The organism is Pseudoalteromonas caenipelagi (genome assembly GCF_013140855.1).
In the GTDB taxonomy this organism is placed as follows: Bacteria; Pseudomonadota; Gammaproteobacteria; order Enterobacterales; family Alteromonadaceae; genus Pseudoalteromonas; species Pseudoalteromonas caenipelagi.
The window spans coordinates 332,029-347,473 of the sequence record NZ_JABBPG010000004.1 but is presented as its reverse complement, the minus strand read 5'-3'; the positions used below and the strand labels follow the sequence as shown (position 1 = coordinate 347,473).

4 protein-coding genes are annotated in these 15,445 nt (G+C 43.2%); all 4 read left to right on the top strand.

Annotation, left to right across the window (positions count from 1 at the left end; all coding sequences use genetic code 11):
* Nucleotides 1-18 precede the first annotated feature (18 nt).
* A complete protein-coding gene (locus tag HG263_RS12335; protein ID WP_171626379.1) occupies nucleotides 19-1,023 on the top strand; it encodes a TauD/TfdA family dioxygenase in 1,005 nt (334 codons plus the stop codon).
* Between the two features lie 143 nt (nucleotides 1,024-1,166).
* Nucleotides 1,167-4,193: a non-ribosomal peptide synthetase gene (locus HG263_RS12330; RefSeq protein ID WP_171626378.1), complete on the top strand. Its 3,027-nt coding sequence runs from the start codon at nucleotides 1,167-1,169 to the stop codon at nucleotides 4,191-4,193.
* Nucleotides 4,190-14,557: a non-ribosomal peptide synthetase gene (locus HG263_RS12325; protein WP_171626377.1), complete on the top strand. Its 10,368-nt coding sequence runs from the start codon at nucleotides 4,190-4,192 to the stop codon at nucleotides 14,555-14,557. The genes HG263_RS12330 and HG263_RS12325 overlap by 4 nt, the downstream gene beginning before the upstream one ends.
* A 60-nt stretch (nucleotides 14,558-14,617) precedes the next feature.
* Nucleotides 14,618-15,439, top strand: a complete 822-nt coding sequence (locus tag HG263_RS12320) for a thioesterase domain-containing protein (RefSeq protein ID WP_171626376.1) — start codon at nucleotides 14,618-14,620, stop codon at nucleotides 15,437-15,439.
* Nucleotides 15,440-15,445 lie beyond the last annotated feature (6 nt).

The window sequence follows — 15,445 nt, the reverse complement described above, 5'->3', positions numbered from 1 at the left end:
CGAAAGGAAAATGAAAATATGAAGTTTGATAAGTGGCGCAATAAAAAAGCCGCATCCCCTGCGCAGGGGGGCGGCGAATTGGTATCAACATTATTTCTAGAAGAGTCACCAACACTGCCTTTGGTATATAGAAGTAATGTTCCTGATGTCGATTTATCTATTTGGTACGAGAAAAACGAACAGGCTATCTTAGCTAACTTGGATAAATATGGAGCCGTTCTCTTTAGAGGCTTCAAGGTCAATAGCCAGAGTGATTTTCAAAGTGTTGTCACTAAGATGATCCCGCAAACAGCGGAGTATGTTGAAGGGGCAACGCCAAGAACTCAGTTAAATGACGGTATTTATACTGCTACCGAGTTTCCTGCAGACCAAGAGATAGCGCCACATAACGAACTATCATATACCATGAACCCTCCTGATAAACTGGTGTTTTGTTGTTTACAAGCACCAGAGTCGGGAGGTCAAACCCAGATAGTTGATGTTAGCAAAGTATATCAACGCATCGACAGCAAAATCATCAATGAGTTTAACGACCGCAATGGTTGGCTATTATGTCGCAACTACGGTACTGGCTTTGGTCCAACGGTGAGCAAAGCATTTGGTATGGACAATGTTGAAGACATCAAAGCTTATGGTGAAAAGCGTAATTTAAAAGTCACTATCATAAGTGACACTCAAGTGAAAACTGAGCAAGTACGTGATGCTGTGCACTCACACCCCAAAAGCGGCGATAAGCTGTGGTTTAATCATATTTCTTTTTGGCACCCAAGCAGTCTGTGTCCAACTATCAGAGCAACGATGGAAAGCAGTTTAGGTCTATCGGGACTCCCTTACCACACCTACTTTGGTGATGGCTCGCCTATTGACGATACAACCATCGACGAAATCCGTCAGGCATATGCTGATGAGGAATGTAAGTTCGATTGGCGTGAAGGTGACGTCATGTTACTGGATAACTGGAAGGTGGCACATGGCAGAAAACCTTTTACAGGAAACCGCAGCGTTCTGGTTTCAATGGGTTAATGGCACTCGCCAGTAATTTACCGGCAATCAAAAAAAACTATATAACAATGACTTATGCTCTATTGGTGAAATAGGGTACTCACTAGCGTTGACAATAATAAATAGTGCTTTTGCAAACGAATTAAGCTTTTAAGGGTAATAAAATGAGTAATACGACACCGGCTTCTCCACTACAGATCTCACACTTTTCTCAGTTACAGGAAAATACAGATAAGCAGCTGAGTACGGCATCCGTTAGTTGTACATACGAAGGGGATCTGGACAGCGCTAAGATGCAGCAGTATTTGGCAAACAGGTTAACCGAGCTAGAGATTTTACGTACTAGTTACCAAAGCGATGAATATGGTGCACTTTGGCAACAAGTTGCATCCGCTTTATCATGCAATGTGACGGAGTTTGATTGGCGTGACCTCAATGACAGTCAAATAGAGCAGGCTAAGCAACAGCTTTATGCACAAAAAAATGATGTGGGTATAGAAGCCGCATGGCATAAGCTTGTAGTGGCAAAAGTGCCTGATAAAACGTGGGTTTACCTTGAAGTGTCGGCGCTTAATACGGATACCTACTCAATCTACGCAATATTTCAGGGCTTAGTGCAAGCAGGAGCAACGGGTGAGATTATTACGGATGAAGATGAACTGATCCAATATGGCGAGTTGGCTCCTTGGTTGGCTGACTTCTTAGTTGAAGAAGAAATGGCTGAAGCGCGCGCTTTTTGGAGTAAAGATAAAAGTGCTGCGGCACTTGAATCGTCATTGTCTCTAGCTCGATATACTCAAACAGATAAATCTGGCTACAAAACGGCCGATATTGCACTGGGTGATATTTACGCTGATTTACAAAAGTACGCAGATGAGCAACAGGCAACAGTCGCTGAAGTGGTATGTGCTAGCTTACGGATCACATTGAACAAATATGCACCCTCAGCAAAGCTTGCTAGGGCATTTGCCATTCGTGATGATGAGTCCTTGGCAACGGCGCAAGGGCCACTTACTCGCACTTTACCTTTATTTCCAAATACACACAGTAACTTTGCTGATGCAGTACGCGAGGAGGTTGATTGTACCGCAAACGGCGTCGATTATGTTGAATGCTTTAGTAAGCCATACGAATACCAACAACAAGGCTTTAGTTTCTGTTTCGATAGCATTGATTGTGGGCAGTCTGCACCTGCTGGCATTGAAAAACTCGTTTATTTAAACGAGCGATGCAAAATTCAATTTTTACTTATCCAGCAAGGCAGTGCGACTAAGTTACAGCTAACCTATGACCAAGCTGAAATCGACTCTGATGCGTTAGCCATATTATTAAAAGCATGTAAGTCAGATTTAAGTTCAGCCACTGCTATTGAGCTGAGCAAAGAGAGTGACTTCTTGTTGCAAGGAAAAGCAGTCGAAGCAGCAGATGAAACAGTATTAGATATGCTGACAAAAAGCGTATCGAACAGCTCTGGGCAAATTATCGAAGTGCAGGGGGCGAGCGCTTCTATGGCTGAAGTGGAGCTGCGAGCTAACCGTTTTGCCCATCATCTAATTTCATTGGGCATAAACAAAGGTGATGTGATAGCGCTATGCCTAACACGCTCAATAGACTTTGTTGTAGCTATGCTGGCCGTACTCAAAGTGGGTGGTGCTTATGTGCCTGTGGATGTGTCACTGCCTCGTCAACGTGTTGCCAATATGCTGCAAGATGCGCAAGCAAAAGCTTTGATTAGCGCTGGGGATTTTGAGGTTGATGGTTGCCAAGGTATCGATATGTCAGCCGCTGATTTATCAGGGTATACCACCGATAAGCCTGCTATTACAGTCAGCGGTGATGACCTCGCCTATATACTATTCACATCGGGTTCAACGGGTAGAGCAAAAGGTGTCAGCATAAGCCACCGTGCACTTGTAAATCAAATGAGTTGGATTAATAGCGCCTTTGACTTCACCGCTAGTGACCGTTTCTTACAGCGTACCTCTGCTAGTTTTGATGCATCAGTATGGGAGTTTTGGAGTCCATTATTGGTTGGCGCTACGATGGTCATTGCGCCACAAGATATCAACTATGATATGGCGCAGTTCCTTGAAGTGTTAACACAGCAGAAAATTAGTCGAGTACAGCTTGTTCCTTCTTTGTTAGAGCTACTTACTGAAAAAGCAGGGGCTACAACAAGCAATAGTCTAGTCACAATATTTTGCGGTGGTGAGGCGCTCAAAACTCAAGTTGCGCGTCAGGCTCAAAACACCTTCAACTGTAATATTGTGAATTTATACGGTCCTTCAGAGTGCTGTGTTAATGCCACATCATGGCTGTACCGCAGCGACTTGAAAACAGACTTTGTACCAATTGGAATGCCTGTTAACAACTTGATTATGCGAGTAGTTAAAGCCGATGGTCGCCTTGCCAGCGAAGGTGAATCAGGTGAGCTGTATATTGCTGGTGAATCTTTATTTAATGGTTATTACCAGCAGCCTGAATTAACATTTGCGGCGCTAAATGAGCAACTGGGAGATGGCAGAACATATTATAAAACTGGTGATTATGTACAAATCCTAGCGGACGGTAACTTGCTATTCCAAGAGCGTTTAGATGACCAAGTTAAGCTAAATGGTTATCGTATCGAACCAGAAGAAGTGGCGATGTTTGTGACCAATCATCAGTTAGCGAGCAAAGCGACTTGTCTGTTCAATGCTCAGCATAATGCTTTAACGCTATTTTACATTGATGCTCAGGTGAGTGAAAAAGAACTTATCGCCTCATTAGAAGCGGCTCTACCTGAATATATGGTGCCTCAGCAGGTCATTTCTTTACAAGAGTTCCCTTATTTATCAAACGGTAAGTTAGATAAACGTGCGCTGTTAGAACAAGCAATTAATTTCTCTAATCAGAGCTATGTAGCGCCAACAACAGAAACAGAAAAAACACTTATTGCCATTTGGCAGCAGTTACTTGATGTACCGTTTAAGATTGGCACCAACCATGACTTCTTTGAAATTGGTGGTCATTCAATCGCCGCAATGAAAGTGCTTAACTGCATCATTGAACAGTTTGATATCAATATTGGTGTCCGTGTGTTGTTTGAACACAAAACAGTGGCGCAGTTAGCTTCGCACATTGAGCCTTTAATTTTATTAAACCAAAATGATGAATACGCCTCTGTGTCTGAAGAAGGGGGCATGCTATGACTCTACTTGAACTACTGAGACTGACCAAAAATAAAGGTATTAAACTGTACCTTGATAACGGTCAGCTAGCATTTAAAGGGCCCTCAGGGTCTATGACTCAAGCGCTAAAAACGCAAATAGTGGCACTAAAACCACAAATTATCGCACTGCTAGAGCAAACCAGCGCTAGCAGCGCTCCTGCAATCACAGTGACTGAGCGCAATGAAGGTGATCGAACATTACTCTCTTATGCTCAGCAGCGTATGTGGCTACTTGATCAAATTGAAGGGGGGAGTGCCAATTATAATGTACCTGCTTCTTTTAGATTAACTGGCCATTTAGACTTGAATGCGTTGCAACGCGCGTTCAAAAGTGTGGTAGAGAGACATCAAAGTTTACGTACCTGCTTTGTTGAACAGAGTCCAGGCAACCCACTGCAAGAAATTCAATCAGCAGAAGGGTTTAACGTTAAATTTGATGATCTGTCGATGCTAAATGATGCCGACAAAGAGTCAGAAGTCCTAACTCGGGTGGCAGCTGAGGCAGTAAAATTATTCGATTTAAGCAAAGACTATATGCTTAGAGTTTCCGTACTTAGGCTCGCGCCACAAGAGCATATAGTGATGACAACTATGCATCATATTGCTTCGGATGGTTGGTCTTTAGGCGTGCTTATCAATGAGTTCTGTAGCTTATATAGTGCTTACGTTGATGGGCAAGATAATCCTTTAGAGCCTTTGCCGTTGCAGTATGCTGATTATGCACATTGGCAGCGCAATTGGCTCAAAGGTGAGGTACTTGATAAACAGCTGGCCTATTGGGAAAATCAATTGGCCGATTTGCCTGTGGTTCACAGCTTACCGTTAGATAAACCTAGACCTCAAATCCAGACTTACAATGGAGACACATTCGATTCTTGGCTTGGTCCAGAGCTATCTGAACAGCTCAATAAGTTCTCTAAAGAGAACGGTGTCACGTTGTTTATGAGTTTACATGCGGCATTATCTGTATTGCTATCTCGCTACAGCAATGAAACCGATATTGTAGTTGGTAGTCCCGTTGCCAACCGAGAGCAAGAAGGCGTTGGTAAATTGATAGGTCTTTTTATCAATACTTTGGTATTGCGTAGCAATTTATCTGACTCACCAACTTTTAAAACGTTATTAAAGCAAAGCCAAGGCACTTTGTTAGATGCATATGCACATCAACAGGTGCCTTTTGAGCAAGTAGTTGAAAAGCTACAACCTAAACGAAGCCTCAGTCATAACCCTCTATTTCAAGTGTGGTTAGTACTACAAAATAATGATGAGGGAGAGCTTGATGTTCCTGACATCAGTCTTCAACCAATGCAGCGTGCGGATAGCCCTGCAAAGTTCGACTTAGCGTTAAACATTGATGAAACGGCTAGCGGCTTAAAGATTGGTTGGGCATACAATACGGATTTATTTAAACGCCAAACTATCGAAAGAATGGCGTCTCATTTTCGTAATCTAGTGGCCAGTGCAATTGCTTCGCCTGATGATAATGTGTTTTCTTTGCCTATGCTAGATGACGCCGATATGTCGGCCCAAGCAGCCTGGAATGCAACGCAAACTCAGTACGATGATGCTGTCACTGTACACCAGTTATTCGAGCAGCAAGTCCAGTGCTATCCATCACACCGTGCTGTGGAATTTAACGGCCATATTTTATCCTACGATGAGCTTAACGCTAAAGCCAATCGATTAGCGCGTTTGTTAATTGATTCTGGGGTTGAGCCTGCCGACCACGTTGGTATCTACCTAGAGCGCTCATCTGATTTACTAATTGCTGTACTTGCGGTTATTAAAGCCGGTGCAGCTTATGTTCCGTTGGAGCCAAGTTATCCAAGTAGCCGAATTCAAACGATTATCGAAGATGCGAATATCAATGTTGCGTTACTGAATTCAGAGCAAATGGAAACTTTCCCGATGTCGGGAGTGGATGTGTTATTGATGGATAACGCAGCCACTGATGAACAGTGGATGGAAGAGTATGAAAGCGATAATTTGTCTGCAGATGAAGTTGCAGTATCTGCGCAAAGTCTAGCTTATATTCTATATACCTCAGGTTCTACAGGTAAGCCAAAAGGCGTCATGGTGCCTCACCGTGGTGTTGTAAACTATCTGTCTCATGCGAAAGCGAATTATTTAGGAGAGCACATTCAAGGTGCAGTGGTTAGTTCGCCACTGGCATTCGATGCGACGCTTACCTCATTACTTACGCCGTTAATGGGTGGTAAAACGGTAAAACTACTCCCTAGCGGCGATGAGGATTTAGAGTACTTAGCGCGTCAATTAGGGGAGGATGAATCATGGCTATTTAAGGTCACCCCTGCTCACTTAGAAGCGCTGTCTCATTTGTTACCTAAATCAGGTAATCATAATGCAAGCCATTGTATTGTGGTCGGCGGAGACCAGTTGAACCAATCTTTGCTGACGCAATTTGCCAAAGTGTTATTACCTAACAGTACATTTATTAATGAGTATGGCCCAACAGAAACCGTTGTAGGGTGTAGTACTTATACCGTGTCAACGCAGTATAACGAGATTGATGATCTCAACTTAGATGTTAGTGGGGCTGTGCCTATTGGGCGACCCATTTGCAACACTCGTTTATATGTTTTGTCGCAAAATATGGAGCCTCAGCCCCTTAACACCATCGGTGAACTTTACATTGGCGGTGATGGCGTGACTTTGGGTTATTTAAACAAAGATGAGCAAACCCAGTACAGCTTTGTACAACACCCTAGCTTAAAGAGTGAAAAGTTATACCGAACAGGTGATTTAGTCAGGTTACGAGATGATGGAGAATTGGTGTTTGTTGGACGCGTCGATCATCAAGTTAAAATCCGTGGTTTTAGGATTGAACTGGGTGAAGTTGAAAGTGCTATTCGCGCAATTGAAGGTGTGAGAGATGCATTGGTCATTGCAAAAGATGATGGCAATGAGCATGCGCTAAGTGCATATGTAACACCATATGAGCAAACGCTTAGTGAAATCGACAAAGCGAATTTAGCGGCTGATTATTTAAAGATATTGCGTCAAAAGCTACCGAGCTACATGGTACCGTCACACTGTATCATTGTGGAAAATATGCCACTTACTAGCAATGGTAAAATTGATCGCCGAGCGCTGGCAAAGCTAGAACAAACAGCGCAACAACAGCTTAATTACACGGCACCTAAAAACCAACAACAAGCGCAGTTATGCCAAATCTGGCAAGATGTCTTGGGAATTGAGCAAATAGGAATTACTGATAACTTTTTCGAGCTTGGCGGACATTCGTTGATGGCCATTAGGTTAGTGGCGCGGATAAACGAACAGTTTGACAGCAATTTCAATTTAAAATCGTTATTCAGCTTCCCAACAATCGAACAGTTAGAATCTCAGCTAAAAGAAAGTGAGGGTGCGATAAAGCAGCCGCCTATTTGCCGCGTAGCGAGAAGCGAAGAAATTCCAACGTCTTATGCGCAGCAAAGACTGTGGATGCTAGAGCAAATTGATGGTGGTAGTAGCCATTATCATATATCTGCAGCACTTAAATTATCAGGGAAGCTAAACAAAACAGCGCTAGAGCGTGCCTTTACCACGATCGTCGACAGACATGAAAGCCTGAGAACCTGTTTTGCTCAAGGCAGTGGTGATTTCCCTGTGCAAATTATTCACAGTAGTGATGCGTTCAACATTGATTATGTTGATTTGAGTACGGCTAAAGAGTCTAACGATGGCACGCAACTACGGACATGGGTTGAAGCACAATCGACAAAGCATTTCGATCTGCAAGCAGATTTAATGCTTCGAGTTGGGGTTGCTCAAATTGCAGCTGAACAACATGTTGTCGTAGTGACGATGCACCACATTGCATCGGATGGTTGGTCATTAAACATTTTAGTTAAAGAGCTATGCGCACTGTATGATGCATATACCAATGACACCCCGCTCAACCTTGCACCGATAGACATTCAATATGCTGATTATGCCTATTGGCAACGCAGTTGGCTAACAGGAGACGAGCTAGATCAGCAGCTTGATTATTGGTGTCAACAGCTTGCTGACTTACCTGTTGTACATAGTCTACCTTTGGATAAACCTCGCCCTGCGGTACAAAGCTTTAACGGTGAGAAGCTACACACGCATATTGGCCCTGGGTTAACTCAGGCATTGAACGAATTTTGTCAAGCTAACGGCGCAACGTTGTTTATGGGTCTTCATGCTGCGATGTCTACTTTACTGGCTCAGCACAGCAATGCCAGTGATATCGTTATGGGAACTGTTGTGGCAAATAGGGAACAGCAAGAGATTGCGCCGCTGATCGGGTTCTTTGTTAACACGCTGGTCTTACGCAGTGATCTATCATCTAATCCGCAATTTGATCAGTTGCTAACACAAAGTAAGCGCACGTTACTCGATGCATATGCTCATCAACAAGTGCCATTTGAGCAAGTAGTCGAAAGGTTACAACCATCTCGCAGCTTAAGTCATAGCCCTTTATTTCAGGTGATGTTAGCGCTGCAAAACAATGAGAAAAGTGAGCTGACTTTACATGATATGGACGTGAGCCTTATAGAGCCAAGTGAGCTGTGCGCAAAATATGATCTTACAATCAATATCACGCAAAATGAAAATGGCTTGGTCATTGGGTGGGAATTCAATAGTGACTTATTTAATACCGATACTATCGCGGCGATGGCCGAGCGCTTTAATATTTTGCTTGAAGACTTGTTACTTAACCCGCAAGCACCTGTATTTGATGCTCAAGTACTAACACTGAGCGAGCAAAAGCAGCAAATTATCCAGTGGAATGATACGTGCTCAGTTGCAAAGATGCAGGCGAGTATCCATGGACAATTTGAAAAGGTTGCTAGCCAAAGGCCGCACAAAATTGCGCTGACATGTGATGATGAGCAATTAACATATCAGGCATTGAACGAAAGAGCTAACGCACTTGCTCACTATTTAACGGCGTACTGTAAAGTCACCAAAGAAGAACCTGTTGGTGTGTGTTTGGAGCGCTCTATTGAGGCAATTGTTTCTCTTCTGGCCATTCTCAAAGCTGGGGGAACATATGTGCCGCTATCGCCTTCTCTACCAGAAGAGCGAGCTCGGTTCATCGTAGAAGATGCGGGTGTTAAGACGATTATTTCCGTGTCAGGTAATCATATAAACGGCTTGCATAGTGACATGCAGTGGCTGTTTTTAGACACTGACTTAATCCAAACTCGCCTACGTGATTGTGACCATAGCAACCTCAACCAAGCATTCGAGTGTGCCTCTCATATGGCATACATAAACTATACCTCTGGATCTACAGGTAAACCTAAAGGGGTGATGGTTGAACACAGCAACGTGATCTCGCTGGTAGATAACCCCAACTTCGTCTCGTTGTCTGAACAAACGGTGATGTTGCATGGCGCGACCTTGTCTTTTGATGCGGTGACGTTTGAAATTTGGGGGGCGCTACTCAATGGTGGCCAGGTTGCTATTCAAAGTAAACCGCACATTGAGATGGAAGAGCTCGGTGAGTTTCTGCTTAAAAATAATGTCAACACGGCGTTCTTAACAACGGCACTGTTTGATGTTTTCACAGCAATTTACCAAAAACCTTTGCCCAACTTGCAGTATCTTATGGTTGGTGGAGACATTGTTAATAAGCAATCGTTTAAACGCATGAAAGAGTTGAACCCAACGATTGCACTTAGCAATATTTACGGTCCAACTGAAAATACGACTTTCAGCACATCTTACTTATTACCGAAGAACTTCTATGAGTATGAGGGTTTGCCAATAGGTAAACCTTTGCAAAATCGTGTGGCATTTGTATTGAGTCCAAATATGACTTTGCTACCAGCGGGCACTGTTGGTGAGTTGTATGTTGGTGGTGCAGGTGTCGCAAGAGGATATTTGAATCGTACTGATTTAACTGAGCAAATGTATGTAGACAACCCTTTTTATGACCCAGCAGCGCTAAATAGCAGTAAAAAATTGTATAAAACAGGTGATCTCGTTTATCAACAAAAAGATGGCAATATAGTGTTTGTTGGCAGACGTGATCATCAAGTCAAGATCCGTGGCTTTAGAATTGAGCTCGGTGAAATAGAGCATGCGATTGCTGAACATGAGGATGTCTGTGATACGACGCTACTCGTTGCAGGCGATGGCGCAGATAAACAGCTGATAGCCTATGTTGTAGCCTCTTCTGAACTCAGAGAGCTATTAACTGACTCTGACAGTCAGCAACGCCAGACCGCTAAGATTTGCCAAACATTGCAGCAGTCATTACCAGATTACATGATCCCAAGTGCATTTGTGTATCTTGACGCTTTCCCGCTAACGGAAAACGGTAAAATTGACCGAAAAGCGTTGCCAAAGGCTGACTTCGCATCACAGGCAGCTGCTTATGTTGCACCACATAGTGAAACTCAACGGATTTTATGTGATATCTGGCAAGAGGTTCTCACCTTAGAGCAAGTGGGTATTGAAGATAACTTTTTTGAGTTAGGTGGGCATTCACTTCTGGTTATGAAAGTTAGATCTAAAGCTGAGCAAAAAGGGCTTTCGATGACAGCCAGAATGCTATTCTCAAGTCCTATTTTGAGAGATTTAGCGGCTCAAATTGATAACCAAACTGAGCAGCTACCCCGTCAATTTAAAGTGCCTGAGAACTTAATTCCTCAGCAATGTAGTTATATTACGCCAGAGATGTTGCCGTTGACTGAATTAACACAAATGCAGATTCAGTCTATTGCAAATAGTGTTGATGGCGGGTATGAAAATATTCAAGATATTTACCCGCTAGCGCCATTGCAGCAAGGGATCTTGTATCACCATATTAGTGCTCAAGACAATGACCCTTATGTTTTAACGTCGTTGTTTACAGTCGAAAGTGACGCGCAATTAGAGCACTTTATACAAGCTCTACAGTTTATTATTGATAGACATGATGTACTTCGTACAGCGATATATTGGCAAGGTCTACCTGAGCCGCATCAAGTTGTGCAAAGAGAGGCTGTGCTGCCAGTCAACTGGCCACAATTGGCAGCTGATAAAGATGTATTTGAGCAAATCCAACAGTTAAACCAAGTTGGAAAGCTAAAGCTAGATCTAAGTAAAGCCCCTTTGATTCAACTGGACGTTGCACATGATCAGGTAAATCAGCATTACGTTGTGGCGTTGAAATATCATCATATTATTGCAGATCACGTTGGCTTAGAGATCATTGAAAAGGAAATCTCGGCATTCCAAAACGCGAATACACAGTCTCTTGAACAACCGTTACCGTATCGAGAGTTTATTGCGCAAGTACTTAATCAAGCGAAGGAATATGATGCAGAGGCTTTCTTCTGTGCCAAATTAGCGGATGTGACAGAGTCGAGCTTACCCTTTAACTTGCTTGATGTCATGGGGGATGGGAGCAACATGGCGGAACTTAAAGCCGCTGTGCCTTCACACTTAGAAAACCAGATAAGACGATTATCAAAAGACTTACACATTAGCCCTGCTGTGGTATTCCACGCTGCCTGGGCATTAGTTATCTCAGCGTGTTGTGCTAAGAATGATGTGGTGTTTGGCACCGTGTTATCTGGCAGGCTGAGTGGGTCTGAGCGATTAGAAAATGTACTTGGTATGTTTATTAATACGTTACCCATTAGAGCGAATACACAAGGCAAGAGCGTACTGGAATTTGTCATGTCAATTCGAGACGAATTGCAGGAACTTATTCCTTATGAGCAAGCTTCGCTCTCGCTAGCTCAACAATGTAGTGGTTTATCACATGGCCGTAACCTGTTTAGTGCTGTGCTGAACTATAGACACTCAGTGGCGAATAGCGATAGTGAGGCGGCAACTCAGGGCACAGATAATGGTGTGAGGTTATTAAGCTCCAAAGAGCGGACGAATTACCCATTTAGCTTGTCAGTTGATGATATGAAGCAAGGCTTTAACCTGGATTTTCAGGTTGATAAGTCCGTCAATATTGAACGTGTTATGGACTATATGATCCATGCACTGCAAGCGATGTCAGATTGTTTGCAACACCGTCCGAACGAGCTTATCTCTGAAGTGATGGTTGCTCAGCCAGATCTCCCGCAACTAATGGCCTGGTCATTAGGGCAAGTCCATGAGGTAGATAACCGTTGTGTTCATGAGAAATTTCAAGATGTGGTCAAATCGAACCCAAAAGGGGTTGCTCTTATCTTTGAAGATCAAGAGATTACATATGATCAGTTGAACCAAAGAGCAAATCGATTGGCTAACTATTTAAGAAGATACTCTCTAGTTGGACCTGATAGGCTGGTAGGCGTTTATTGTGAACGTTCAATTGAGATGTTTGTCTCGATCTTGGCGGTCTTGAAGGCCGGAGGTGCATACTTACCATTAGACCCTAGTAGCCCAAATGCGCGTATTAAATATGTGCTGGAAGATGCCTCTGTCACGTTGGTACTTACCCAGCGACACTTAGTGCAAGATATTAATGAGTCACGCATTACACACCTCATCTTAGATGATGAGCAGCTTAATGACGACCTTGAGCAATATGATGAATTAAACATTGAGTGCTCAACAATAGGGGTCAATACAGACAGCCTTGCTTATGTTATTTACACCTCAGGTTCAACAGGGAAGCCAAAAGGTTGTGAACTCATTCATAAAGGGCTTGTGAATTTGGGCTTTGCACAACAACAAGCATTCGAGATCACAGCACACAGTAAGGTTTTGCAGTTTGCTTCTATTGCCTTTGATGCTGCGACGTGGGAATGGTGTATGGCACTTACCAATGGTGCTTCGTTGGTGATCCCTAATAAAGACCAAGCAAAATCGGCAGAATCTTTAACGCAACTTGTTGAAAAGAATGAAGTTACACATGCGACTTTGCCACCTGTGTTGTTACCTCAATTATGCCAAGGTAGCTGGGTTAGTGTATCCACATTGATAGTTGCAGGAGAGGCATGCAGCATCGCGATGGCTGAATTGTGGTCACCAAACCGTCGCTTTGTTAACGCTTATGGGCCGTCAGAAACAACAGTATGTGCAACCTACGGTTGTTATTCGCCAGGACAAAGTGTTTTACACATTGGTAAGCCATTACCGAATGTAAGTACATTTATTATGAATAATGAGCAGCTTGCTCCAATTGGAGTGCCTGGAGAGTTGTTGGTCGGAGGGGTCAACCTAGCCCGAGGCTATTTAGGACGCGAAGATTTAACGAAAGAAAAATTCGTTGCTAATCCTTTTTATAATCCTGATGACGCATCAAGTAGCAAACTGCTTTATAGAACGGGCGATTTAGTTCGTTGGGGCGCTGATGGCAACATAGAGTTTCTTGGCCGTATAGATCATCAAGTTAAGATTAATGGCTATCGCATTGAGTTAGGTGAAGTGGAGCATACTCTTTCTAAATTTGAAAGTGTGTCGCAAGTGTCTGTTATTCCATTCGATAAGGGGGAAGGTAATAAATCTCTCGTAGCATATATAGTCCCCAGTCAGCCCTCTATTGATGTGCAAGATTCGGTGGAACAAAGAAGCTTTATCAGTGCTTTGAGAACTCAGTTAAGCGAACAGCTACCTGAATACATGCACCCATCCGCCTTTGTGTTACTAGATACTTTGCCTATGAATAACAACGGTAAGGTCGATCGGAACAAATTGCCTCATCCAGATGTGGCGCTTCAGCGTGCTGAGTATGTGGCACCGGCAAATCCACTCGAAGAGGCATTGTGTAGCATTTGGCAAAACGTGCTCGGAATCGCTCAAGTAGGTTGTAAAGATGATTTCTTTGAGTTGGGTGGTAACTCACTGAAAGTGATCCAAGTTATCTCAGAGGCTAAAGCTAAGGGAATACAACTAACCGTTGGTCAAATCTGGAATAATCCAACAATCAAGGGATTGGCCGATGATATTAACAAAGAGCGGGTAAGCCAAAGCTTAACTGTGTCAGAAGCTAAGCATATTCAGGCTGGCAATAGTCTGATTGCCGTTGTTTATTTGGACTCTTTATTAGATGAGAGCTATTTAAGACATGTGCTCCATTCTTTCTTCGCGGATGAGAAGCTTGCTTATGAGTTGAAATACACCGCCGATGGTGTCGAAAAACTCGGTATTAAGCGTTCTCGTCGACATACAAATGCACTGTGGTTGTGGCAAGACGAAACGGTTATTTCGCAATCGCTGGTGCAAATGCACAAAGCACAGCTAAGTGAAAAAACATCTTCGCCTGAAAGTACACCGTTAGCGGCCACTTTATTAAACGGTAACACACAACAAGTGTGCATATTGGCTGCGAACGAACTGCTTATTGAACAAAGCTGTTGGGAGGCGCTGGTTGAGGCGTTTAAGTCAAAGCTACTGAAGCTGCATCAATCAGCCTAGCGTTGATATATCCAAACTGTGTGAAACGCCCCAGTTGTTGGGGCGATACGGAGAAGAACTATGAATCATCCAACTTTAATAGCACTCAATCAGTCGAAGGCAAAGCAAAACGTATTTTGCTTGCATACAGGAGGGGGCGGTGTCGATTTTTACCAACATGTTGCTGAACGATTGGTTAGCGACGCTAAGCTGTTTGGCTTAGAGGATCCTAGTATCTATGATAACTATCAATATCGTTCTATACCCGAACTGGCCCAATACCACTTTGACACAATAAAAGAGGTGCAACCGAGGGGACCATATATCCTGTTCGGTTATTGCTCAGCGGGTCCAATAGCACTTGAGCTAGCTAATCAGCTGTCAATCGCAGGTGAACAAGTAAACAAAGTTGTGTTATTTGGCTCTCAGCTTGATGCCATCATGACTGGGAAAGCAGAGAATCTAAGTGAGTTCTATTTCCTAAAGCATCACCTATCTAATAAATATCAGCTAGATCTAAACGCCTTGAATTGGGCGGAATTTGACAACCAACCAAGAGATGTCGTCATTGCACATTTAGTCTCAGTGATGAGTGAGCTTGGCATGATAAAAGATGAAGGCCAGCAACAGATTGCATATTCGCTGATGCAATCACTGTATTTTTATCATCATGCATCGCGCAGACACAAAGTGATAAAAGTCGACTGTGATGTCGTGCTTTTGGATCGGTGTGTTCCTGCATCGCAGCGGCATCTTGCAAAACCATGGTTTGAAAGAGAACAACTTACATCAAAGGAGCTGAGCTATGTGCCTGCACCTGAATTTGTCGCACAGCACACTGACATACTTCAGCCACCTTATTTAGATAACACTGTTCAGAATATTAAGTCTTTAGTTTTTTGAAATAAT